The sequence below is a fragment of the Elizabethkingia occulta genome (genome assembly GCF_002023715.1).
Classification (GTDB): Bacteria; Bacteroidota; Bacteroidia; order Flavobacteriales; family Weeksellaceae; genus Elizabethkingia; species Elizabethkingia occulta.
Genome location: NZ_MAHX01000021.1, coordinates 197,554 through 223,493, shown reverse-complemented (window position 1 = coordinate 223,493; position 25,940 = coordinate 197,554). Strand labels below are relative to the sequence as shown.

The 25,940-nt window shown below is 34.8% G+C and carries 22 protein-coding genes; 18 read left to right on the top strand and 4 right to left on the bottom strand.

Going from position 1 to position 25,940, the window contains the following annotated elements:
• Positions 1 to 79: 79 nt before the first annotated feature.
• From BAZ10_RS18035 to BAZ10_RS18015, 5 genes are all read left to right on the top strand, one after another.
• Positions 80 to 1,207: a PCMD domain-containing protein gene (locus tag BAZ10_RS18035; RefSeq protein WP_078773228.1), complete on the top strand. Its 1,128-nt coding sequence runs from the start codon at positions 80 to 82 to the stop codon at positions 1,205 to 1,207.
• A 41-nt stretch (positions 1,208 to 1,248) separates the two neighbouring features.
• Positions 1,249 to 2,034 carry a porin family protein gene (locus BAZ10_RS18030; RefSeq protein WP_078773227.1) on the top strand — a complete coding sequence of 262 codons (786 nt, stop codon included), beginning with the start codon at positions 1,249 to 1,251 and terminating at the stop codon, positions 2,032 to 2,034.
• Positions 2,035 to 2,259: 225 nt separating this feature from the next.
• Positions 2,260 to 3,390: an acyltransferase family protein gene (locus BAZ10_RS18025; RefSeq protein WP_078773226.1), complete on the top strand. Its 1,131-nt coding sequence runs from the start codon at positions 2,260 to 2,262 to the stop codon at positions 3,388 to 3,390.
• A gap of 89 nt (positions 3,391 to 3,479) precedes the next feature.
• Entirely contained in the window at positions 3,480 to 4,046 is a 567-nt protein-coding gene (locus tag BAZ10_RS18020) for a hypothetical protein (RefSeq protein ID WP_078773225.1), read from the top strand.
• A gap of 20 nt (positions 4,047 to 4,066) precedes the next feature.
• Positions 4,067 to 4,477: a hypothetical protein gene (locus BAZ10_RS18015; protein ID WP_078773224.1), complete on the top strand. Its 411-nt coding sequence runs from the start codon at positions 4,067 to 4,069 to the stop codon at positions 4,475 to 4,477.
• Positions 4,478 to 4,631: 154 nt separating this feature from the next.
• Here the strand turns inward: BAZ10_RS18015 and BAZ10_RS18010 are convergent, their stop codons facing one another.
• Both BAZ10_RS18010 and BAZ10_RS18005 read right to left on the bottom strand, forming a co-directional pair.
• Positions 4,632 to 5,420 carry an SDR family NAD(P)-dependent oxidoreductase gene (locus BAZ10_RS18010; RefSeq protein ID WP_078773223.1) on the bottom strand — a complete coding sequence of 263 codons (789 nt, stop codon included), beginning with the start codon at positions 5,418 to 5,420 and terminating at the stop codon, positions 4,632 to 4,634.
• A gap of 123 nt (positions 5,421 to 5,543) precedes the next feature.
• Complete coding sequence (locus BAZ10_RS18005) at positions 5,544 to 6,629, bottom strand: helix-turn-helix domain-containing protein (protein WP_078773222.1); 1,086 nt, start codon at positions 6,627 to 6,629, stop codon at positions 5,544 to 5,546.
• Between the two features lie 350 nt (positions 6,630 to 6,979).
• Between BAZ10_RS18005 and BAZ10_RS18000 the strand changes: the two genes are divergently transcribed.
• From BAZ10_RS18000 to BAZ10_RS17985, 4 genes are all read left to right on the top strand, one after another.
• On the top strand, positions 6,980 to 9,238 hold the full coding sequence (locus BAZ10_RS18000; protein WP_078773221.1) for a family 20 glycosylhydrolase: 2,259 nt from the start codon (positions 6,980 to 6,982) through the stop codon (positions 9,236 to 9,238).
• Positions 9,239 to 9,828: 590 nt separating this feature from the next.
• Entirely contained in the window at positions 9,829 to 10,497 is a 669-nt protein-coding gene (locus BAZ10_RS17995) for a MarR family winged helix-turn-helix transcriptional regulator (protein WP_078773220.1), read from the top strand.
• A gap of 1 nt (position 10,498) precedes the next feature.
• Positions 10,499 to 11,056: a lipocalin family protein gene (locus BAZ10_RS17990; RefSeq protein ID WP_078773219.1), complete on the top strand. Its 558-nt coding sequence runs from the start codon at positions 10,499 to 10,501 to the stop codon at positions 11,054 to 11,056.
• On the top strand, positions 11,046 to 12,344 hold the full coding sequence (locus tag BAZ10_RS17985; protein ID WP_078773218.1) for a cryptochrome/photolyase family protein: 1,299 nt from the start codon (positions 11,046 to 11,048) through the stop codon (positions 12,342 to 12,344). Before BAZ10_RS17990 ends, BAZ10_RS17985 begins: the two co-directional genes overlap by 11 nt.
• A 57-nt stretch (positions 12,345 to 12,401) precedes the next feature.
• On the opposite strand, the gene BAZ10_RS17980 is transcribed toward BAZ10_RS17985, so the two are convergent.
• Together BAZ10_RS17980 and BAZ10_RS17975 are read right to left on the bottom strand one after the other, a co-directional pair.
• On the bottom strand, positions 12,402 to 13,208 hold the full coding sequence (locus BAZ10_RS17980; RefSeq protein ID WP_078773217.1) for a LuxR C-terminal-related transcriptional regulator: 807 nt from the start codon (positions 13,206 to 13,208) through the stop codon (positions 12,402 to 12,404).
• A 143-nt stretch (positions 13,209 to 13,351) separates the two neighbouring features.
• Complete coding sequence (locus BAZ10_RS17975) at positions 13,352 to 13,987, bottom strand: LuxR C-terminal-related transcriptional regulator (RefSeq protein WP_245803865.1); 636 nt, start codon at positions 13,985 to 13,987, stop codon at positions 13,352 to 13,354.
• Between the two features lie 939 nt (positions 13,988 to 14,926).
• On the opposite strand from BAZ10_RS17975, the gene BAZ10_RS17970 reads away from it, so the two are divergent.
• The 9 genes from BAZ10_RS17970 to BAZ10_RS17925 all read left to right on the top strand — a co-directional run bounded on the left by BAZ10_RS17970 (position 14,927) and on the right by BAZ10_RS17925 (position 25,862).
• Positions 14,927 to 15,514, top strand: coding sequence for a hypothetical protein (locus tag BAZ10_RS17970; RefSeq protein WP_165690108.1), 588 nt, complete (start codon positions 14,927 to 14,929; stop codon positions 15,512 to 15,514).
• Positions 15,515 to 15,892: 378 nt separating this feature from the next.
• A complete protein-coding gene (locus tag BAZ10_RS17965) occupies positions 15,893 to 16,081 on the top strand; it encodes a hypothetical protein (protein WP_078773215.1) in 189 nt (62 codons plus the stop codon).
• A gap of 30 nt (positions 16,082 to 16,111) precedes the next feature.
• On the top strand, positions 16,112 to 17,962 hold the full coding sequence (locus tag BAZ10_RS17960) for a fibrobacter succinogenes major paralogous domain-containing protein (protein WP_131828799.1): 1,851 nt from the start codon (positions 16,112 to 16,114) through the stop codon (positions 17,960 to 17,962).
• A gap of 899 nt (positions 17,963 to 18,861) precedes the next feature.
• Positions 18,862 to 20,193: a peroxiredoxin family protein gene (locus BAZ10_RS17955; protein ID WP_078773213.1), complete on the top strand. Its 1,332-nt coding sequence runs from the start codon at positions 18,862 to 18,864 to the stop codon at positions 20,191 to 20,193.
• A gap of 718 nt (positions 20,194 to 20,911) precedes the next feature.
• Positions 20,912 to 21,478, top strand: coding sequence for a DUF3347 domain-containing protein (locus BAZ10_RS17945; protein ID WP_078773211.1), 567 nt, complete (start codon positions 20,912 to 20,914; stop codon positions 21,476 to 21,478).
• A gap of 4 nt (positions 21,479 to 21,482) precedes the next feature.
• Positions 21,483 to 21,944, top strand: coding sequence for a heme-binding domain-containing protein (locus tag BAZ10_RS17940; RefSeq protein WP_165690107.1), 462 nt, complete (start codon positions 21,483 to 21,485; stop codon positions 21,942 to 21,944).
• 282 nt (positions 21,945 to 22,226) lie between these two features.
• A complete protein-coding gene (locus BAZ10_RS17935; RefSeq protein WP_078773209.1) occupies positions 22,227 to 22,442 on the top strand; it encodes a (4Fe-4S)-binding protein in 216 nt (71 codons plus the stop codon).
• A gap of 329 nt (positions 22,443 to 22,771) precedes the next feature.
• The gene (locus BAZ10_RS17930; protein ID WP_078773208.1) at positions 22,772 to 23,674 is read left to right on the top strand and encodes an ABC transporter ATP-binding protein; all 903 of its coding nucleotides are present in this window, start codon (positions 22,772 to 22,774) and stop codon (positions 23,672 to 23,674) included.
• A gap of 4 nt (positions 23,675 to 23,678) precedes the next feature.
• Positions 23,679 to 25,862, top strand: a complete 2,184-nt coding sequence (locus BAZ10_RS17925; protein WP_078773207.1) for a thioredoxin-like domain-containing protein — start codon at positions 23,679 to 23,681, stop codon at positions 25,860 to 25,862.
• Positions 25,863 to 25,940: the final 78 nt, after the last annotated feature.

Sequence of the window (25,940 nt, the reverse complement as noted above, 5' to 3'; positions counted from 1 at the left end):
TCATCCGGAAAGTATTTTTAACCCAATACTTCCGATCCATATCATATATTAATCTGTTAATTAATCTTATATTATAATGATGAGAGTCAAAAACTTTATCTATTTATTACTATTGGCTACAGGTGTGTTATTAGCCTCCTGTATCCGGGAGCAGGCTCAGAATATGGAAGCCGATATAGAAACCGCAACAATAGCAAACTCTACAGAGATCTTACAAATCCAACCTATTATCACTGATAATACAATTACATTCAGATTAAGGGAATACACCACCGATTTCCATTTTTCTCCGGAATTCACCTTAACACCGGGTGCCAGTATAAAACCTGCAAGCGGAACAAAACTGGATTTCAACACACCTCAGAAATATACAGTGACGTCAGAAGATGGTGCATGGAAAAAGGAATATACAGTATCATTTGTTATCGATGACTCAGAAAGACGCTATTACCCTTTTGAAAATGCAGAAGTTATTGATACGGACGGACCTGAGGGTCATTTCCATAGATTTTTCGACTACCAGGCTAATGGACAGAAAAAGTATGATTGGGCAACAGCAAATGAGGGTTATAACATTCTGGCTGAAACACTACTGGAAGATGGTGAGACACTTACTCCGGCCTTCTACCCTACAGCTCAGATACCAGATGGTTATATTGGAAAAGGAGTAAAAATGCAGACAAAAAGCACCGGACCTCTAGGTGGCATGTTTGGTTCGCCACTGGCTGCAGGAAACCTATTCCTTGGAACATTTAAACTGACCGTTCCAGCAATTAAGTCAACTCTTTTCGGAATACCTTACAACTTCAAAACCGCGCCAAAGGCTATTAAAGGTTATTTTAAATACAAGGCCGGAGACAATTTTGTAGTGAACAGTAAAACCGGAACCAAACTTACAAAAGACACTTGGGATGCCTATGCTATTTTATTTGAGAAATCGGATAAAAATAATTACCTGAGTGGTGATCATTCTTTCAAAGATGTACGAATGGTAAGTGTGGCGAGAATAAAAGCAGATAAAAGAATTGAAACAGATAAGTGGACAGCGTTCGAAATTCCTTTTGAGAATGTAAACGGAAAAGCTTTTGATAAAAACAAGGAATACATGTACACGATTGTATTTTCATCAAGCTTAGAAGGTGATTTGTTTAACGGAGCCGTAGGAAGTGCTTTGTGGATCGACGAAGTAAATGTCGTAACGGAGTAATAACTAAAGTTTTCTAATCTTAACAGAATCAGAATTATCACATGAAAAGAGCATTATTAACCATATTATTATCACTGGGAACCAGCAGTATTATTTCTGCACAACAAGCAGAAGCCAATATCTCTACGGCAAAGCCCAATTTTTTCAATACTGATATTGATTATCAGATCCGCGCAAACTATAGCATTGGTGGTAGTACACCACTAGGTATGCCACGCGAAATCCGCAAAATAGAAAGTTATAACCCAACCCTGGCTTTAGGCCTTGAAGCTAATGCTACAAAATGGATTTCTGAAGACAAGAAATGGGGTATCCGTTTAGGTGTTCGTGTAGAAGGGAAAGGAATGAAAACCAAAGCAGAAGTAAAGAATTATCTTACAGAAATAAAACAGGACAATTCAAAAGTACGCGGATACTATACCGGTAAAGTACAAACCACTGTAAAAAATTCCTATATCACAGTACCTGTTTCTGCGGTCTATCGCCTGTCTGATAAATGGAACCTTTATGGTGGACTTTATTTCTCCGGTCTTATTGACAAAAACTTTGATGGTTATGTTTCCGATGGCTACCTGCGTCAGAATACACCTACAGGGCCAAAAATTACATTCTCTGAAGGGAGTACTGCAACCTATGACTTCTCGAATGAAGTACGTAAATTCCAATGGGGATTGCAACTGGGAGCAGAATGGTCTATGAACAAACATTTTGTTTTATTCCCTGAATTCTCTTACGGAATCAATGGACTTCTGAATAAAGACTTTGACGCGATCTCATTTAGTATGCACAATGTATATCTGAATATGGGCTTCGGTTACAAATTCTAACGAATAAAATATACAATTCTAAAAGCCCTCTTTGGAGGGCTTTTTATGTCAGATTATAATATCATTTTATTAAAATAACAAATTCATCACCTAAATAATTAAAAATAATAACATATACAAACAATAAATTATCAACTTATTATATAAAAAGCCTATTGTTTATCATAAAATAATTTTAGATATTTGATACCATACTAATAATCCATTTAACAAACTGAAATACTGATGAGTAACACTACTTTTTCTGATTCCAAAAAACACTATGAAATTCTGGATGGCCTTCGCGGAGTTGCCGCTATTATGGTCGTTATGCTCCATATTCTGGAAATATTTGCCGGTGGTGACCATACAAAACTAATGATCAACCACGGTTACCTTGCTGTAGACTTTTTCTTTCTCTTATCTGGTTTTGTAATTGCCCATGCTTATGATGACCGCTGGAACAAAATGACTGTTGGTCAGTTTTTCAAAAGAAGACTGATCCGACTGCATCCTTTAATTATTGCAGGGATGACTCTTGGCGGGATATTTTTCTATTTCAGCGAATCAGCTGTGCTCTTCCCTATTGTTGGAGAAACTCCCGTATGGAAGTTAATATTAGTAATGCTTATTGGCTACACACTTATACCTGTTCCGTTGTCTCTGGATATTCATGGTTGGGGCGAGATGCACCCGCTAAACGGACCTGCGTGGTCATTATTTTATGAATATGTAGGCAATATTCTGTATGCACTTTTTTTAAGAAAAGCATCTACAACTGTTCTCAGTATACTGGTTTTGTTATCCGGAGCATTTCTGGCTTATTATACCATTACAAGTCCGCAAGGAGATATTATTGGCGGCTGGTCACTTACCGGTGAACAACTCACAATAGGCTTCACGAGACTTCTGTATCCGTTTCTGGCAGGATTATTATTATACCGTATATTCAAGCCGATGTCTCTGAAAAATGGTTTTCTACTATGCAGTATATTACTGATAGCTGTTCTGGCAATGCCAAGAATAGGTGGAAAAGAGCAACTATGGATGAATGGAGCTTATGAAGCTGTTATTATTATATTCATATTTCCTCTTATCTTGTTTTTAGGTGCCAGTGGAAGTATCAAAGGAAAAGTAGCGACAAAGATCTGCAACTTTTTGGGAGATATTTCTTATCCATTATACATCACCCACTTCCCTGTTCTTTATGTTTATTATGCCTGGGTTGTAAATAACAAGGTAACTCTGGATCAGGCTTGGCCTGTAGGTGTTGGGATCCTGACTATGAGTATTGTAGTTGCCTGGTTACTCCTGAAATATTATGACATTCCGGTAAGAAGATGGCTTACCCAAAAGTATATGAATACCAAACGTTAATATAATACAGCTAAAAGTTTTTCTTTTGGCTGTTTTTATTATTAATCAAACCTAAAATATTGTCTATATTTAGTGGCGACTCTACTACTATGAAAAAAAATTTATTTATTTTTTCTACTTTTCTATTTTTATTATCCTGTGATAATAAATTCAGTGAGAAGACAAAAGAAGCTTCTGCTCCAATATTAATTACAGTTGGGTATTATCCTACATTTCATCAGCATGTAGAAACAACTGTTAATTTGAAAGACAAGTATATCTTATTCTATTCGCCAAATGCTTTTCTACCAGAACCACCTCCATATAAAAATAGAGAGCATAATCAGGAGAAAGAAATTAAATACCAGCAATATTTAGCAATGTACCCAAAACCAACTCCATTCAAAACTTCAATCGAAGAAAAAGATATGCAAAGGATAAAAAAGATTCTGAATGATTTCCAGAAAGAAGATTTTGAAAACAAGGATCTGCCAGCAATTGATGGAATATCTCTTAATATTATCATTGCCTATTCTAATGATATGGTAAAGCAAATAAAACCCTTGAATGATCCTACCTCAAAACAGCAAGAACTCTATAAAGAAATACTAAATTTACTCATGTCGAAAAATACTGATAAAAATAACTCTATTGTTATACAAAATCTTATTCGGTAATAGGTAAAAAAGAAGCTATTATGCCTGAAAAATTTAAAAATTTTATTGTATTAGATGAAACAACAGAATTATTATTAGTTCATACTTATGAAAAAATATATCTGGTAAAAAAAGCTAACAATGAATTTATTTTTATAGATGAAATGTATGGAGATCCTTGCTGTGGTGTAATAAGTATTGATAATAAATACTGTATTATTGGTGGCTATGAACTCATTTTATGGGTAGATGGCAAATCAATAATATTTGAAAATTTAAAAGATATCTATGACATACGAAAAGCAATGGACGATGAATATGAAATTTTAATTGATCCCTGGTCTGAAAACTCTTCTATATGGATATTTAATGCAATCAGCAGAAGTTTGGTAAAATTGAGAGATTTTGACAAATATAGAGATGAAGAATATTCGGATAATGTAATCTGGTAAAAATATTCAGCATTTAATTATATAATTATGAAAATACAAATCATCAGCGATCTACATCAGAAATTTGGCAAACATATTTTCAAATTAGGCAACGATGAACAAACAGATATTATGATGAAGCTAGAGCTTAAATAACTCAAAATGTTGAGCAACCTTATGTAGTGATAACATTAATTTCTCTTTTCATTTTACTTGTCAGCACAGGCATTTTTAACCATATAGGAAGAATTCTCAATAATAACCAGCTAAAGTGATTTACCATAATTACGGTATCGCGCTTTTTTAGCTGACGGATACAATAGCGGGCAACTCTATGCGGATCCAGACTTGTAATTCTTGCCCAAAAGCCCTGCTCCTCTATTCTACGGCTTACCTCTGCATTTGTTTTCATAGGTCCGGGGTTTACAACACTTACGAATACATTGGTATCCTTTAATTCCTGATACAAACCTCTGGAAAATGAATGAACGAAAGCTTTAGACGCAGGATATACGGTTTTGTAACCCATGGGTGAAAAAGCGGCAAGGCTGGAAACATTGAGTATATATGCTTTGGGGCTTTTTTGCAAATTAGGTAACAACTGATGGGTTAACAATGCAATAGCCAATACGTTGAGCTGAATAATTTTTTCGATGTAACTTCCGGAGACATCGGTAAATTTTCCGGAACCTCCGATACCAGCATTGTTAATGAGTAAATCAATATTAAATTCTGAATTAATCCATTCTGTCAAAGCCAGTACATTATCTCTTAAGCTAAGATCAGTTTCATGATAACATACTTTTATACAATACTGTGATTCCAGCTCTTCTACAAACTCCTTTAGGTTTTGTCCCGGCAGGCTCACAAGGATCAGGTTATTCTTTTCTTTAGCCAATTCTTCAGCAAAAGCTTTTCCCAGCCCCTGACTAGCTCCTGTAATTACAGCATACGAATCTTTCATACTCTAAATATTATAGCACAAAAGTAGATGAAGTGATAGGTGGAAATGCTCCGTTTTATCAATCGGAACAAAATCAGACAAATTAATTAACGCACTGATTTACAACAATAAAAATGAACACTTTTATAAATCTGAACGTTTTTTCCGGTATTCTGTAGGTGTAAAAGAAGTTATTTTTTTAAACGCATTATTAAATGATGTTTTCGAATTAAACCCTGCTTCATATCCTATCGCCAATATTGTATATTGTTTGTAAGCAGGACTTGTTAATAGCTCTTCTGCCTTTTTAACTCTGTATTTATTGACAAAATGAAAGAAATTCTCATCAAAACCTTGATTAAGCACATAAGAAAGCTGATGCGCAGAAACATCTATTTTTGAAGCAAGCTTAACTAAATTCAGTTCACTTTCCAGATAAGGTTTAGCAGTCTCCATAAGAATTGTAAGCTTTACCTTAAGGTCTTCAAGCTCTGCATCATCCATCAGCTTGCTTCTTGTACCAGAAGTAACTTCAGAAAACTCTGTTTCAATATCCCTTGCCTCTAATCCTTTCGGATAGATTTCTTTCTGCTGAACAGTATAATAAGCAACAATATAGACTACAAGCATAAAGAAAAAGCTGATATAAATATTCAATGATCTTTCACCAGAAAACACATTATAAAAAGCTGTGGCAAGTGATGCTGCAATAGTAGCGTAAATAATCCAGGTAATCCAACTAAGGTCTATATTCTCTTTATTGGAAGCAAAAGATTCAATATTCTTCCGATGTTTTAGGATTTTCAGATAGGATAATCCTGTATAAAACAATGCATTCCCCAGAACCAAAGTAAGGTATATAATATGGAATTGCCGAGGATTTATTATTGATTCACTGCACAACAATATCAAAAACAAGAAGGCCAATATCAGATGCCCGGTATCTTTTATTTTATATTTATAATATGGATTGGAGTAAAAATGAACACTCTGATAAAAAACTAATGGTGCTAAAAACTGAATAAACCGAGTAATTATATAAACGATCTGATTTTGTAATAAATCACCCAATAGCAAATCGTCCCAAAAGAAACTTGACCAAATGAGTAAACATATTCCGAAATAAAAATTAGGTTTCCCGTTTACCCTGATAGCATTACTAAGCAAAAGAAAGGACAATAGAATTAGTCCTCCTGCTGTCAGTAAAAGAATTAAAAGGTTTATATCCATCCGCTGATTATAAATACTTTGCCGGCTAAATTACTAAATGCTACAATACTTTGTCAACATTAATTATATTCATTCTATTAATAAACAAAGAGACCCATTCAGCTCGGTGAATAAAGTCTCTTCTTTGCATCAGACATTTTATACAAATACTCATTCAGAGTATTTATACTATATTTTCATATTAAACATTTTAAAAATTAGTAATCAAATATAATAAAAAGAAAAAGTACAAAACACATAAACAACTGAAAATCATTAAAATAAATATAAGTTCTTATATAAAAGACGGCAAATTATAACATTGAATAAAACAGAAAAAAGTCCTATTTTTGGGAAAAACTAATTCAAACATGAAAATACTTTCCACAATTTTCACCTGTGTTATAGGTTCTTTGCTCTTTTCAGGGCAAGAATTACAGGTTCCGGCTCTTATTCCCTATCCGGCAAAGTTGGAACAAACGACCGGAAGCTTTTCTCTGAAAAACAATACAATTACCTATTCAGTAGAAGCAAAACAATCATGGAAACGAGCAGAGCGTTTTATCAGCCAATCGCTTTTCAGCACATCAGTTATCCGTAAAAAAGGCAATTCTGCACAGGCAGATCTTCGGATAAAAATTCAGTCTGATCTAAAACCGGAAGCCTATAAACTACAGATTACCAATAATAAAATTGAAATATCTGCTTCCGCTGAAGCAGGTGCTTTATACGCTTTACAAACGTTACAGCAGCTCTACCAGCTTTCTGGTAACACACAACTTCCGACACTGTCTATACAGGACAGCCCTGCTTACAGTTGGCGCGGTGCAGAACTGGATGTTGCAAGACATTTCTTTTCCAAAGAATATTTATACAAATTCATAGACTTATTAGCATCATACAAGTTCAACAAACTGCACCTACATCTTACCGATGACCAGGGATGGCGCATTGAAATAAAAAAATATCCAAAACTAACAGAACAGGGAGCATGGCGTGAATTCAACAATCAAGATCTTGCCTGCCTGGAGAAAGCAAAAGAAAATCCGGACTTTGAGCTGCCTAAAGAGCACCTACGAACTATAAACGGAAAGCAACAATATGGTGGCTACTATACCCAGAAGGATATTAAAGACATTGTAGCCTATGCAGCCTCACAAAATATTGAGATCATTCCGGAAATTGATATGCCCGGACATATGATGATTGCTACGGCTGCATATCCCGAACTTTTACTGGACGGTATTACCTCAGGATGGGGAAAACAGTTTTCAGTTCCCATTAATCCAGCCAAAGAAAGTTCTTATCAATTTATTCAGAATGTACTAAAAGAGGTTATGGATTTATTTCCTTCCCGTTATATTCATATCGGAGCCGATGAAGTGGAACAAACCAGCTGGAGCAAATCTGTTCTTTGTCAGAAACTAATGCAGAAAGAAAAGCTAAACTCTCTGCATGATCTTCAAAGCTATTTTGTAAAACGTGTGAATAATTTTATCCAATCAAAAGGGAAAACAGCTATTGGCTGGGACGAAATACTGGATGGTCCGTCTGATCCAAACATGACTGTTATGTACTGGCGTGGCTGGAAAAAGAATGCTCCTCTGGAAGCTGTAAATCGCAATCACCCTTTGATTATGTCTCCTACAAATCCGCTATACTTCGATTACTTACCCAACAGTAGTTCACTAGAAAGCGTTTATAACATGAAGGTGATTCCTGCCGATATACCTCAGGAGAAGCACCATCTTATTCAGGGAGCACAGGCCAATATGTGGTCAGAAATGATTCCGTCGCGTGAACGACTGGAATTTATGATACTTCCCCGTTTAACAGCTCTTGCAGAAAGAGTATGGACAGACAAAGATCTGTATTCATCTTACCAGCAGCGGGTAATTCAACATTACAATCTATGGGATAAAAAAGATTACCGTTACCGGATGCCAGACCTTACTGGCTTTGCCGATGAACAGGTTATTGTAGATGGACAATCTGTATTAAAAGTAAATAACCCTTTAGCCACAAGCAAAATACATTATACACAGGATGGCTCGTTACCGACTGCTTCCAGCCCTGTATTACAAAATTCGTTAATCATCCGCGAGCCTGCTAAAATCCGGTTTGCAACAATCTCTTCCTCGGGAGCCAAAAGCGAATTGTATCAGGTACAGGTTAAACAAAGCAAATGGTATCCGGCTGTAAAAACAAAATCAGTTGCTCCGGGATTAAATGCAACATTCTACTCTGGTGTATTTCCAAATACAAAAGGCATTAAGGGTGAAGTTGTAAAGAATGAGATTATCTCTAATGTAAAACTGAGTGATACTATAAAAATGCCGGCCTTTGGAACAAAAATAAAAGGAATGATTCGTGTTCCGGAAAAAGGAATTTATAATTTCTACTTTACATGTGATGACGGTGGAGTTTTAAAAATTGCAGAACAATTGGTTGTCGATAACGATGGCCAGCATGCACCGGTTATGAAAAGCGGACAAATTGCTCTGGAAGCTGGCTATCATCCGATAGATATAGACTTTATTGAAGCCGGAGGCGGATTTACGTTGAAGCTTTATTATAGTGTCAATAATTCTGAACCTCAACCAATTCCTGATAATTGGTTCTACCACTAAAACTGATTTAACTCAATATTCATAAAGGGAAAGCAATGCTTTCCTTTTTTGTATCCATCAGTCATCAAATTCAAATGTATTTTACATTAAACTTATTTAAACTTTTTAGCAGGACATTAAAAGTATAAATAATTATGCTTAAAACTCATTTTAAGCATAATATCAAAAGAAACAAAAGCTACCTGTACAGATGTTAGATATGATAAAAGTTCTCAAAAAAGAATAAAAATCAAAAATTTTTAAAAGTTTATATGAACTTCTATGTGCAAAGTATTTAAACTTAAAAAAACACTAAAGTATTTAAAATAAAGCTTTTGTGGCTTTTGTGGTTTAATAAAAAAGTTTAAACAGCTTTATTATTATGCTGAATAGCTGAAGGATTTGTAAATGAATATGTCTTGATAAAATCAATATGATAACTTCTAAGCTAAAGTCAGGCGTATTTAGCTTAGTCATCTGAATACAGCCTTTTTCATAGATCTGTCCTTATAGGTGTGTTTTTATATAAAACAATAAAATTAAAAAGCACAAAAATATACTTTAATGGTGAATAATTAGTATATTTGAATACTATTAAATATTCTTTTACCATGGATTATACACTAATAAAAGATACTATAAAACTTATTGAGCAATTTGAAACTGAAATACAAAAAACAAATCAGTACGATCACAATATTGAAAGCTTTAAGAGCTGGATTGCAAATCAGGTAACAGAAGAAGAGTCTTTTACCGAACCTTATTGGGAAGGAAAAGAGAATAAAAGGACGCCGGAAAGTGTAATCAGCACGTTGCTGGTACATATGAACCGTTATGCCAAAACTTATTCCAAATCCGCAATATTTGGTTCTGCTTTCTCTACGCAGGAAGAATTTATATATCTCATTAACCTCAGGGCTTTTGGTGGTATGACAAAAATGGAGCTTATTAAAAAGAACATTCAGGAAAAGCCTGCCGGAATTCAAATTATCAACAGACTTCTTCAACAGGGTTGGATAGAACAATCAGACTCTGAAACGGATAAGAGAAGCAAAATTATTCGAATTACACCAGAAGGATTACATGCTTTGGATGCTCAAATGGAAAAAATACGTCAGGCTACACAAATTGTGGCAGGAAATCTTACATATAAAGAGAAAATGAAATTGATTGAATTATTAAATAAACTCAATGAATTTCACCATCCCATATTTACTCAGAATATAGAATCATCTGAACTTCTGGACAAAGTTTCTGAAAATAACTATAAAGCAGTATAAAATGAAAAATAAAATTATACTCGGTACAGCTCTTACGCTTACCATACTGGCATTCCTATCATCTTGTTCCAATATTCCAAAAAATGCTAAGCCTATTGAAAGTTTTGATGCAAATCGGTATCTCGGTACCTGGTATGAGATTGCAAGATTCGACTATAAGTTTGAAAAGAATCTAGACAATGTAACGGCACACTACAGCTTTAAAGATAACGGAGAAATTAAAGTTCTAAACAGCGGTTACAATACCGAAACAAAAGAATGGAAATCTGCAATTGGCAGTGCTAAATTCAGAAACGATAAAACAACTGCTGCGCTGAAGGTGAGTTTTTTCAAACCTTTTTACGCGGGTTACAATGTTATTGCCCTGGATAAAGATTACAAATATGCTTTGGTTGCAGGACAAAATCTGAAATACCTATGGATACTTTCGCGTGAAAAATCAATACCTGAGAATATTAAGGAAGAATACCTGAAAAAAGCTCAATCAATTGGTTATGATACCTCAAAATTAATATGGGTGAAGCAGGATAAAAATAATCCTTTTGCAAATGGAAAATAAAATTGTTATTTACTGGTTTCGAAGAGATTTACGTACAGAAGACAATAAGGGATTACAACAGGCTTTAGCTTCTGGTTTACCGGTAATTCCTATATTTATTTTTGACAGAGAGATTCTCGATCAGTTAAATGATCCCTGTGATCGTCGCGTCGATTATATACATCAGGCATTAATATCAATTAACGATACACTTCATAAATACAATTCAACTCTTCAGGTATACCATGGAAAGCCTTTAGAAGTTTTTAAAAAAATTATAACACAATATCAGGTACAAGCTGTATACTGCAATCGAGATTATGAGCCTCTGGCAATAAAAAGAGATAAGGCTGTAAAAACATTTTTAGAACAACATGCAATTCGATTTTACGATTTCAAAGATCAGGTTATTTTCGATCAGTCTGAAATTGTAAAAACAGATGGCCTTCCCTACACTATTTACACACCTTATGCTAAAAAATGGCGAAGCGAGCTTCAGCCGGAACATTATACAGCAGCAAAAACAGATTTAAACAGTCTTTATAAAGCTGTCCCACAGGAAATTACAGCTTTATCAGATATTGGTTTCAAAAAAACAGATTTTGTATTCCAAAAGCCCGAACCCGATCTTGAAATTGTAAAAGATTACAGCTTGTATAGAGATTTTCCGGCTTTAGATAAAACGTCTCACTTAGGCATCGCTTTAAGGTTCGGCACTATTTCGATACGAGAATGTGTTTCTTTTGCGGTTAAACATAACGATACATGGCTGTCAGAACTTATCTGGAGGGAGTTCTTTATGCAGATTCTTTATCATTTCCCTCAGGTTGTTCACCAAAGCTTTAAAACTCAGTACGATTATATTGAATGGCGCAATAATGAAGAAGAATTCCAGCTTTGGTGCAAAGGCGAAACCGGCTATCCGATAGTAGATGCCGGTATGCGGCAGCTCAACTCTACAGGCTTCATGCACAACCGAGTACGAATGATTGTTGCGAGCTTCCTATGCAAACATCTGCTTATTGACTGGCGTTGGGGTGAAGCTTATTTTGCGGAAAAACTTCTCGATTATGATTTGTCCGCCAATAATGGCAATTGGCAATGGGCAGCGGGTTGTGGTTGTGATGCAGCACCTTATTTCAGGATTTTTAATCCAACAGCCCAAACGCAGAAATTTGACAAAGATTTACAATATATAAAAAAATGGAATCCGGGCTTTCAACAAAATATAATGCCTCCTATAATACAGCATGATGTAGCAAGACAACGTGCATTGCAGGTTTATAAAAAGGCATTACAACATTCCTGAATCAGATTAATTATTGTATCAAAAAAAAATAAATGAATACTATATATCAATACTATATCAGGAGATAAATAATATATTGTATTTAATCACATAAGCAATAAGCTCCGAAGATGTTTTAGTATTCGTTTTCTTCCTCAGATTCCTTTTATGATTTTGTACTGTGTGATAAGATATAAATAGTTTTTGGGCAATTATAGGGGTATTATCTCCCTGTGCCATTAACTGGAGAATTTCTTTTTCGCGCTTGGTTATTACTGGTATATCAACATACTCAGGCTCAATACTTTCTTCAAAGCTTTTAAAATACTGAACATGGTTATTATTTATATCTACCAGTGAAAGTAAAGGCATGTTTTTGATCTGTAAATGCGACAGGTCATAGATAATATGCAATGCACTTTCTATTTGATTCTGTTCATTCATATAGATCTTTGCGACTTGTATAACCCTCCATCTGTATTCCTTATGCCTGTCCAGAAACCGGGCGTATATATTAAATACAAAATTTTCTTTATTTATCGTTTTGGTGTCTGCAAAAATCTTATAAATAAAAATGCAGGCTGACAAAACATAATCCCGATCGTCCGGATGCAGCTGATCGGCAAAAAACTCAGGCCCTTTGTTGTACCATTCCTCATTACTGTAAGGTGTAAGCATGCCGGCATTATTACTTACCCATTTGATTTTTAACTGATAATTGTTTGGAATAAACCAAAAAAACGGACCTATTGCAAAATTCTTTGCCCTATCAATAGCATCCGAGAAATAAGAAAAATAATCTTTATTATCATTTATATTATTTCCATCATTTATTCTAATACCCTCCACAAAGTGCTGGATATTAATTGCAGGTATTCTTTTCATACAAGTGTTTGTCCTGCAATAGTATTGAAGCTATAAAAGGCATGAAATGACAGATATGTGTCATTTTTTCAGTAAAAAATACCGATCAAATTTTATAAGAGATGTAATAATAATGGGTTTATTTCAATACAAATACTACATAATTAAATAAATAACAGGTTATATTTAATTATAAAGGCAATAAGTTCGGAGGATGTTTTGGTTTGGGTTTTCTTTCTAAGGTTACGTTTATGATTTTCCACAGTATAATAGGATATAAATAATTGCTGTGAAATCTGAGGTGTATTAAACCCACGGATCATAAGACTTAAAATTTCTTTTTCACGTTTGGTAATAACCGGTGCTGATAATTCTTCGCCAACTTTCTTTATTTCCCTGTCAAAATGTTTATAATACTGAACTTTTCGATTACTTTGATCCATTGCCGTAAGAAGAGGAAAATTGAAAATATTCAAATGTGACAAATCATAAATAACAGTTAAAGAAGCTTCTATTTCGTTCATTTCATTTATGTAAATCTTTGGGGAATTCAAAAGAATCCATCTGTAGTTACAATCCACATCCAGCATTCTTGCATAGAAATTAATTCTGAGATGCTTTCTTCTTTCTTCATCCATTCCAAGTCTCATTTTGACAGCAAATGCAAACGCAGCCATCAGGTAGGCTCTGTCTTCAGGGTGAAATGCTTCAATAAAAAATTGAGGAGCAGAAGCCATCCATTCTTCCTTCGTATAAGGGGTCAGTTGCTCTACAGCATCACTAATAGATTCAATCTTCATTTTGGAATTATTTGAAATGATCCAAAAATATGGTCCTATTGTATAATTACGGATTTGTTCTATTGTACTTTGGAAATAATCATAATATAATATTTCTTTACTATCATTTTTAACAGATATTGAAGTAAAAAACTTATCAGAATTTATCGGTTTGATCTTTTTCACGGAAATTTTTTATAAAAGTAAATAACATCATATATAAATAATGTTATTGTGGGTTATCAATTGGTAATTTGACCGCAAAATGACACATATATGCTATTTAATAGCATGGTAATAAAACCTAATTTTGAATTCATGGTTTAGGCTATTATATCGAATATAAAGCTGATATATAATCAGGATTCTAAATCAGTAATACCTATTTGTTTATATAACTGTTTACAGTTTTTTTCACGGGCAGCTATAATAGCTGCCTTTATGATTGATGTTCATTAAAAAAATAGTTATAAAAAATGACACATATCTGTTATTTCGTTGTACATCTCCATCCTATACCTTTGCACGTAACAAATACAAATAATGAAAAGAATAAATACCCAGAAGCAAAACCTGCTTCAGCAATTGCAGGATATAGAATTATACGGGTTAAACTGTACATTGATACTGAATAAAAATTACATTCCCGTAAAATAAATAAACAATAGATTCTCAGAAATACACACTTGGGATAAAAAAATCAAAATCATTTGTTTGTGAAACCATAAGGTTGTCGGGCGGACTCATCATCATCATTCTCCGCCCGGTTTTTTTCTGAAAACACTCATTTTTTTAAATCAATTAATCACTTTTTACTTAAAACTGTTAATCTCTTTCGGCAGAGTACCGGATTCGTTAATTAGATCATATTTTTTGTTAGTTAACAGTTTTCGGGTAAACCTATGGGTTTACCCATTTTTATGTAACAGCTATTTAATTTCGGTTAAACTTTATTATAGAATGTCTGCTTCTTTCAATACAACAATAAAAATGCCTTTAAAAGGCTGGTACCTTCCATTAATAAATGGTATTATTTATATTATTGCCAGTATCTGGATTTTCTCTTTATACGCTGACAGTTATATGAGTTTTAAAATAGTCTCCGGACTTACCATTATAACATCTGGACTTACCATATTATTATTCACTTTACGCAATCGTAAAGCCATCAATGGCTGGGGGTGGTATATGGTATACGGAATACTTATTCTAGGTATGGCTATTTACCTGTTTTTCTATACAGGCGATTCTGTTGTCTTTTATATTGGATTTGTTTCTCTTCTAAGATCCATTATACTAACGGGTACAGCGATAGATCTAAAAAGACATGAACATCAAAAATGGGGAAAGATAGCTTTAGTAAGTATGGCAGGGATATTATTTTCGGTTATTTTATTGGCAGGCTCATCATCCCCGGATAATTCTGCAGGGCCAATTATTACAGCTGTATTTATGTCCACAGGGATTTCTTCAATCTTGCTCTCATCAGAATTTAAAAAAGTCAATTTATTCTATAAAAGAGTAAGAAAACTGGCTATCCCTAAATAAAATATTGTATGCTATAAATAATTAAAAAACAATATCAAAAAAAATGACACATATCTGTCATTTTTTTTATTATCTCAATATTTCATCTTTGTACCAAGACTAACACGCGTTATTCATTCACTGAAAAGTGAAATAAGCACAGGTCCCAAAAACACAAAATTATAAACTGCATCCGGCATTTATTGCAATGCATGAAAACATATACAAAATGATGATAAAAAAAACTATGTACAAAGCTTGTTTATTTAGCTAAACAAGTATTCTACCCCATATACTATTGGGCAAAATCTGATTAATTAATTATAACGAACTACCGGAAACAATTGCTTTTCGGAAGGATATGAAATGTAACTTTTTAACATATTAAAATTAAACAAAATGATGGAAAAAAATGAGACCAACAAAGACAATTCTAAAAAGGAATACCTGCCTCCTACCGTAACGATGGATTTAATAGAAATGGAATATGGTATCGCCGCCAATTCGGTTATTGTAGCTCCAAAACCCGATAACACGCAAACTGAATGGGAACATGAAGATACACAAGAAGTACCGGTTATTTACTAAACAATTCCAAATACATAAATGAACGAAAAAATGAAACAATCGATACAAAGAATTACAACTTTAGCAGCCGTAACCTCATTTCTATGGACCACTTCCTGTCGTACCAATGATACAGAAAATACTTTGGCAACAGGAGGTCCCGTAACTATTTCTGTAAAACTGGATGGCGTGGAATATGGAAGCCAGACTGGTAATCCGCAGCCACAGGCATCTGCCAACAGAATGAATGTAGCAGCAGACAACATCAGAATGCAAAGTACTACAATGATAGATCCCAGTACATTTATCTCTATAGAAGCTGTTACAGAAAATTCCCCAACTCATACAAAATCCAATGCAGTAGCTGCTAGTGGACCAACTATTCCTGATGGGAATATCTCTCCCCTTCCCCTTAAACCCGGAGCAAGGGTACGAATTGTTGCTTACACTGCAGGGAGTACTACTGATATACAGGCACAAAAAGATTATCTTGTACAGACAGACGGAACTCTAAAGTCGACTGATGGTACTGAATTACAATTGACCCACAATGCTCTCTATGATCTTGTGGTATATTCCAACGGAACACCTACTTTACCAGGACATGCTCCCAGCATTACTTACGATTATCTAACGCCAGCTACAGATCTTCAGCTGGACTTTATGTACAGAAAATATAAAGAGTTCAAACCTAACGGAGATATGGGCGTAAATCCTTTCACGATCAGATTGCAACACAAAACCACTCAGGTGGTTACCAGTGTTAATTTTACAAATAATATTACAGGTATAACCGGTGCAAAAATAGGTGGCAATTTTGCTCAGGGTACTGTGGCACTGAATACAGGTGTTATAACACAAGAAGGTTACGTAGCCACTAGTGGCTCTGTAACTGGTGATGTAGATCTTGGTAGTGCTACAATTAGTGGTACAACAGGGGATGCAACTTTTGCTCCGGTCAGGATAAACGGAGGCTTGGAAAGAACAGCTGGAGTCCTTCCAGTCGGAACATTTAGTGCAACAATCGCAACAACTGCAACAGGTGCAAGGCCTGTAACGGGTAAATTTATTATAAAACCAGGATACAAAACCAACTTAAATATTGTTGAAGGTAAATGTGGTGCCAGTGTAAATGGTGTAGACAGAATATTTGACTGTTATAATTTAGGTGCAGACAGAACCTCAGACGGAACTAATGATCCATTTAAAACCGATATTTTTACAGTTAATACTTATCCCCAAGCAGTTATCCTTAAGTCGGCAGCCGGTGGAAAATATGCATGGGGTGTAAAACCTAATCAGGGATTATCGATGGTGGACGACCAGGCTAATTCAGGAAATAAAAATTATCCCTTTCAGGAATATAATTCAACAGGTTCAGGTTTAATGACAAGTCCTGGTGTAAATAACAGATATTGGGATAATGTAACGGACGGAGGGGAGAACAATCCCTGTAGTAATGGATACAGAGTTCCTACCAGAAGTGAATGGCTGGGACTAAAATCTGGTGGTAATGATATTGTAAAATATGGAGCATACGCAGGATCTGGTACTACTGACAGTAATAATTCTACTTTTATAGGTGGTTTTAATATTCCCTTTTTCCAACAAGCCTTTGAATTTAGAAGTAAAAGTGGGAAAAACTTGAAATTGCGTATTCCATTAGCAGGATTTAGATATTTTATTAAACTTAATAATAATCAAACTGGAGATAATATTGGAGTTGGAGTTCCATCGGGAGCTTATTGGACTTCTGATAAAACACTTATCGATGGAGCATACTATGTACTGATTAATAATAATGTTGATCTCCCTCTTAATCCTATCACAGTCACTCCTGTTCCAACTGGAAATATGTTGAATAGTGTTCGTTGTATAAAAGTTGATGCTCCTACTCCATAAAAAATGTAAATTGAGAGTTGAAATCCAAATACATTTGCTGGTATCGGGTTACTTCAAAATTTTGATTTTTGTATCCATAAGCACATATTTTCAAATCTTAATTTGTATCAATAAATCCAAAGGGCCAGATTACATCTGGCTTTTTGGTATAAGAAAAGTATAATCTAAACAGAGTTCTTCAGTCTTTCCTAGGTTTGAAACCCTGGAAAGACTATATTGATAAAATATTGCAAAGTAATCTTCAAATGTAAAATCGCAGAACCGGTTATTTCTAATTGTACATATATAGTAGGAAATGTTTGTAAGAAAATAAATTACAATAGATATAACACATAAAATAGTTGATGAACAGATTTCTATTTATCATTTTATAAAGGATTTTAACCTTATAGGTTTTAAAAACCTATAAGGTTTCCGAATCCCATCTATAGATGCTTTATTAAAAAGCTTTATAATAAGAAATGTCTGTAAGAAAATAAATTACAATAGATATAACACATAAAATAGTTGATGAACAGATTTTTATTTATCATTTTATAAAGGATTTTAACCTTATAGGTTTTAAAAACCTATAAGGTTTCCTAATCCCATCTATAGATGCTTTATTAAAAAGCTTTATAATAAGAAATGTCTGTAAGAAAATAAATTACAATAGATATAACACATAAAATAGTTGATGAACAGATTTTTATTTATCATTTTATAAAGGATTTCAACCTTATAGGTTTTAAAAACCTATAAGGTTTCCTAATCCCATATATAGATGCTTTATTAAACAGCTTTGTAAGCAAATAAATTACAATAGATACAACACATTATTTTATAAAGGACTTGAACCTCTCTTAAATGAATAATTTTTTTAAAACAAGCATAATACAATTAGCATAACAATATAGTGTATGAATACGAAATTTTTAATTAGCTTCCTATTTATTTTCAGCATTTTCAAAGCCCAGAATATAAAAATCAATGCTCCTGTATATGCAGGACACAGCTACATTTTTATAATTTCCCAGGGAGGAGAAGAGAAAACTTTATCCCAGGCCAGAGTCCCTGCCAATGGCAAATTTACACTTCATATTCCCAAGGAGTATGCCCCCTACAAAGGTTTCGCACGCTGGCTGATAGATGACTCCGCAGAGGGTGGCGGACTGGATCTGTATATTGCAGGTAAAGATTTCTCTTCAAGTATTACATTAGATCCGGCAACAACCGAAAAAAAATATATCATTGATACCGACAATGCAGCCCAAAGTGAAATGGGAGAACTGCTTTCTGAGGAAGGCGCTATCCTGACCCGTTATTATACTTTGCAAAGAAAACTAGATACTCTTAAGCCTACTGATGCCAGTTATCAGGATACCAAACGGGATTACCAAAAAGAGATCCTTGCCTACAATAACTTTCAGAAAAATATGAAATCCACGTCTGAAGACATCAGTCAGTATATCCAGATTACAAATATTAATAATGACATCGCTCCGGTACTTTCCGAAGACCCAAAAGATATTACCAAGGCTACCTACGAATACATTACCAACGAACTGGACTGGCAAATGCTCTATACATCCGGGCAATGGAATGAGATTGTCAATATCTGGCTGGGTACTCATCTAAGAGAGATTAAAAATCCAAATCTTTTTGCAGAAGATTTTCAGAAAGCAACGGGCAGGATAAAATCTCCGAAACTATATACCGCTTTGGCAGAAGAAATTGCCAAAACACTGGCTATGCAGGGACAGGACGAATACATCGCTGCTCTGGTTCCCATCATAAAGTCCTCCGGGAAAATATCCGGCTACAACGGGTATCTGACCTCCTATACAAAAGGTGTATTAGGTTCGCAGGCTTCGGATCTTATACTGCCTAATGAGGGTACCGGTAATAAAACTAAAATAATAAAAATCGCCGATAAAGCTTTTCAGCAGACACTTTTATTTTTCTACCAGTCTGTTGACTGTATTACATGCGACCAGCAGCTAAGGGAGCTTACAAGAAATTATGAGAAACTCGCTAATCAGGGAGTTCGTGTTATTGCAATTTCTGCTGATAAGGAAGAAAAAGACTTCACTAACAGGGCCAGGACTTTTCCATGGAAAGATACTTATTGCGATTATAAAGGCAAAGCAGGCATTAACTTCAAAAACTATAGCGTTATAGGCGGTCCCACCATTATACTGGTAGATGCCAACGGAAAGATATTGTCCAGAGGAGCATCTATTAATTTTTAGATTGTTACTATACTAATCGGAAGCTGTTTAAATTAATCCGGTAAAAATACCGGGTCTTATCATAATACTACGGCCTTTATCGGCAGTTTTTCTTGCGGGCAATCCTTTTGGGGTTGTCCGTTTTTTATTAGAAAAAATAATAAAGCACTTGCAATTAAAATAAATTTTTAAATTTGTTATTGTTAATATGTTACAATACCGATTCATAATCATAATCCTGTTAGGATTTCTATTTATTCCCGGGCAATTTTCTGCCTGTGACATAAATATAGTTCCTGTATCGGAAGCGGGTTATAAAACCGGATTATCGGAAAAAGAGTATTGCAATGGTTGTGAGGGGTGTAACTCCCAACGGGATCGCCAGAGCTGTACAGAGCAATGTAAATGTCTTAGCTGCTGTACCACTACCCTTCTTCCTGATTCACAAAATTTCAGTTTTGAAAAAACGATGTACTATAACAGGTCATCTTTCATTAATCCTGAATACACTATTTCTAAAGGATTTCTTTTTATCTGGCTTACACCTAAAATAAGTCCGTTCCATTACGTATAGCCCAAATTGTATTTTGTCCGGAGCATATTTACATCATAAAAAGTGATGCAATCTCGCTTTGCTTAATCAGACAACTACGAATCAATATACCTGTTTACTTCTGAATATAATATTTCAGCCCAATACAACAGGTACAAATAATTAATCTAAAAAACATACTCTGAAATGAGAAACATTATCATAACAGCACTTATAGGGCTGAGCTTAATAGCCTGTGCTGACAAAAAAACAAAACCAGAAAACAATGTGCCGCAAAGTGCCGAAGATAAAACAGAAACAAAAAAGCAAACTGAAAATTCGATTTCTGTAAAAGAGATTATCAGCAATTATCTGGAGATAAAAAATGCACTGGCAAAAGACGATGGAAAAGCTACCGCCGAAGCCGGAAAAAAACTATTTGAAACTCTGGAAACTACCAATACAGATGCATTGGATAAGGAAAAAAAAGCAGTATTTATTGATATTTATGAGAGTATCCGTGAAAATGCCGAACATATTGGTGCCAATGCCGGAAATGTAGAACACCAAAGAGAACATTTCGCGCTGTTAAGCAGAGATATCAATGATCTCACTGATAATTTCGGTACGGGAGGACTAAAGCTTTATGTGGATTTTTGCCCTATGTATAACAAACAAAAAGGTGCAGTATGGATCAGTGAGAAGAAAGAAATTATAAATCCCTATTACGGATCAAAAATGTCTGATTGTGGATCTGTAAAAAAAGAATTGTAAAATAATGAAAGCAATCAAAAAAATATTCCTTGCAGGAATTATTCTTTTGCTGGTTCTTCAGTTTTTTCAGCCTATCCGGAATACAGATAAAGGACAGGCTCCTTCTTCTGATTTCATGCAGGTATATAAGGCACCTATCAGTATACAGCGTACAATGCTGAATTCGTGCTACGACTGCCACAGCAACAATACCCATTATCCTTTTTATTCTTATGTTCAGCCCATAGGTTATCTTCTGGAAAAACACATTCGCAACGGGAAACAGGAACTGAACTTTAATGAATGGGGCAATTACAGCAGCCGTAAAAAAAGAAATAAACTAAGTGCCATCAGAGAGCAGATAGAAAACAATAAAATGCCACTTCCCTCCTACCTGATACTTCATCAGAATGCGAAGTTATCTGAACCGCAGAAGCAGGAATTGCTGAAATGGATAAAGTCAGTGGAGAAAAGAGACTCCCTGTAAATAGATTAGATTTCGACTTATTTCTTTCAGAGATATTGTTAATTTAAAATTGACATCCATAAATATGACAAATAGTTTTGACTTTAAATAATTGATAATCGAACCACATAGGTTTTAGAAACCTGTGAGGTTTATACACTGTATATACTAAATCAACGATACCCATTCAGAAAAGCTCAATCTGATATCTATTTCTGCATTTCACGGTTTTGCATTAATCCGGATTTTATTATTTCTACTTTTTAGTTTAACTTTATAACTGAACAATAAGTAACATATAAGATGGAAACGAAAGAATATTCAGAAAACAAAGGGATTACAGTTCTATGGACTCCCTCAAAGTGTAAACATGCCGGAGTATGTGTGAAAACACTACCAAGGGTATATCACCCAAAAGATAAACCATGGATTACGCCTGCAGAGGCTAGTGTTGAAGAATTAAAAAATCAGATTGAAAAATGTCCAACCGGTGCATTAGGGTACCGAATGAATGAATAGTAAGGAGCATTCAGTTTCTTTTATTAATATTGAAGCTTTCTCAGAAGTAAAAAGTATTTCACTTTGTCATCCTGAGCAGAGCCAGTAGTGAGCCTGACGAACTATCGAAGGATTTTTTTTAGCTATCAATGCTATATCAATCCATATGTTTCGCCCAAGCTACATGACAGCTTCTGAGAAAGCTTTTTTTCATTGAACCTCACAAATCCCTTTTAATAAGGGGTTTTCTGCATTTTTATATCTCCACATTAGATTATTGATTTTGATTTTTTTGTAACAATTCTGTTTTACCCAAGACTGATAAAATAAAAGAAATCACATTATAAGCTATGGAGAACACAATTGATATTAAAGATTTAAGCTTCTCTTTCAATAAAGGGAAACCCATATTAAAGGATCTGACCATTAACGTCCCGAAGGGAAGCATTTTTGGATTTCTTGGCGCAAACGGTGCCGGGAAATCAACAACTATGAGATTTATTATTGGGGCACTTACGGACACCAATAAAACCATTAAACTTTTCGGTGAAAATCTGGACACATTTTATCCCGATGGGTTCAATAAAATTGGCTCGCTTATAGACTATCCCGCATTCTACGATCATCTATCAGGCTGGGACAACCTTATGGTTCTTTCACAGCTAAGACAACTTCCCAAACAAAATGCCGAAGAGGTTTTACATCTTGTGGGATTATGGGATACGCGGAATATTAAAATGAAAAAATATTCTCTGGGAATGAAGCAACGGCTTGCCATTGCCATGTCTCTATTAGGAAATCCTGAGCTTTTGATTCTGGATGAACCTGTAAACGGACTGGATCCTAACGGAATGATAGAGATCCGGGAACTGCTTCTGAAGCTAAATCGTGAGAAAGGAATCACTATTTTCATATCCAGCCACCTGCTTCAGGAAATCGAAAAAATGATTACACACCTGGCTATTATTTCTCATGGTGAAATAAAATTTATGGGAAGTAAGGAAGAGTTGAATACGCTTTACCAATATAGCAGTGTAAAAGTCGGTATCAACAATGCACATCAGTTTATAGATAAGATACCATCTGTATACAATCCAAAAATCATTAATGAAAATACCTTGGAATGTGCTGTAGGCAGTAAGGAAGAAGTGATAGCGCTAAACAGCCTTCTCGTTTCTCAACAAGCCGAAATATTTGAATTAAAGAGTAATACTGGTCTTGAAGACTGGTTTATAGAATTAACTAAAAACTAAACCGATGAAAAAACTATTGATTGCAACACAAGTAGAATGGTTAAAAACCAAAGGTTTAGGATTGGTATACCTTGCTATAGCCATAGGTGCCGTTATGCCAGTTTTAGGATTTATCTCAGACTTTTTCCGGGATCATAATCCTGACGCGGCTACGCTAAAATATCCGGTTATTGAAACGGCTATACAAGACTCTTTAAAAGGTTTTGTTATGTTTTTCTTTTTGCTGTATATTATTATTTCAGCAAACAGAATTGCCCAAACCGATCACAAAAATGGCGGATGGCTGCTGATGGAGACCCAGCCTGTAAGCAAGCTGAACATTTATATGGCCAAGTATATCAACCTGGTTATTATGTCTTTTATCTGTGCGGTAAGCTTTTTGTTGGTGACAGCTCTTGTTGCTGTCGCCCAATATTATATATATCCCGATCCGGCTAAAATATTAGACCTTAATTTTATATGGTCAGCCGAAACTCTGTTCAGGATTATGGTATCAGCATTAGGGATTATCGCCTTACAGCTTATGATCTCTGTTATAATTTCCGGATTTATTTGGCCTTTCTTATTGGGTATTTTAGGTCTTATTCTTAATATTTTCTCTCTGGTTCAAAGGATAAACATAGAATATTCGCCATATAATGTTTTCTACATTATGAGTAAAAACAATAATGTAAGAAGCCTTAATCATCTTGTTTCTTATTCAGAATATCTGAGCTTATTCTGGATGCTGGTTTTTCTTATTGCCGGATATTTCTGGTATGCAAAAAAAGGCTTTCACAGTGCTTTTATCAGTGACAAAAAATCTCTTTTTATAAGCATTTTTGCTGTCATCATTTTTGGAGGTATTTTTTTTACAATGACAAAACCTGTTATTCCTAAAGTTAATCCGGCGCTTACAAGCATTACCGGGAAATTTGAAACTGATGTGAAAATAGATTCTGTACGTGTTTTCACAAAAGATTTTCATAAAAAAATAGCAGCAATACCTGTTACAAACAATCAGTTTAAATGGGAAACAAAAGAAAATCTCCCAATGGATGAATATGTTCTGGAATTCGGAAATAAGAAATATCCATTAGTATTTGGTAAAGGAGACTGGTTTGATTTATTCTTCCGTCTGAATGCCACAAAAATGCTAAGCTATGTAAAAAGCAACCGAAAAGCAGAACAAAATTATCTTGATACAGAAGAAGATTTTGCCGGAAACTTCCAATATCAACTGGACAATAAAGAATTTAAAAATCCACAGGAATTCTATAACAAAATACAAAAGGAATGGGATGACAGTAAGAAGTACCTTAGCAAATTCTCCACATCCGAAAACTTTGGTCTTTCCAATGAATTTAAAGAATACAGGAAACAGCTTTTAGCCATAAAATTCATTAGTAATATCGAGAATTACAGAAAAATATCCGATGCTGCTGCGGCTCCGGAGGAACTCATGAATGAATTGCAGAATACGGTAAAAAATCCGGTACGTCTTCTGAAGAAAAACGACAATTATCTGGATTACAGACTGAATCAGCTGATGGCAGGACAAGCTAATGCTGAGGGCAATGACAGCCTTATTTTTAATAAACTCAATGCCCTGCCGGCCGGAATAGAAAAAGACAGACTTGTGGGCACACAACTTTACAAATCGCTGGAACTAAAATCTGATAGTGCTTCGCGAAATAACCTGTTCCGTTCTGAAATTGGCTATATAGAAGATAAGGAGGTAAAGCAATATCTTAAAAACAAATTAACGGCACTAAATCAGAGCCAGAAAGGTATGCTATTCCCGGATCTCAGCTTTACGGATCATGCCGGGAAAGCTCAAAAACTTTCTCAGTTCCGTGGAAAATATGTCATTATCGACTTATGGGCTACCTGGTGCCAGCCTTGTCTGGAAATACGTCCTGCATTTGAAGCCAGAGAAAGGAGCTACAAATATTATCAGAATATCAAATTCATCTCTATTAGTGTAGATCAGGATCAGCAAAGATGGAAAAATTTCTTAAAAACCAAACCATCAAAAACACTGCAATGGCATCTGGCTGATTCTAATAAGTTTGTTATGGAATACGGTATACAGGGAATCCCGAGATTTATTATTCTGGACCCTGAAGGCAAAATCTACAATATGAATGCACCATCACCGAACGAAGATAACTTTGTGGAGATTATGAATCAGATTAAGAAAGATTAGCCTCATATTAAGTAAACTTTAATCTTGTCCGAATTTATATTTAGCATTGTAAATTCGGACAAGTTTTTTATTTACATC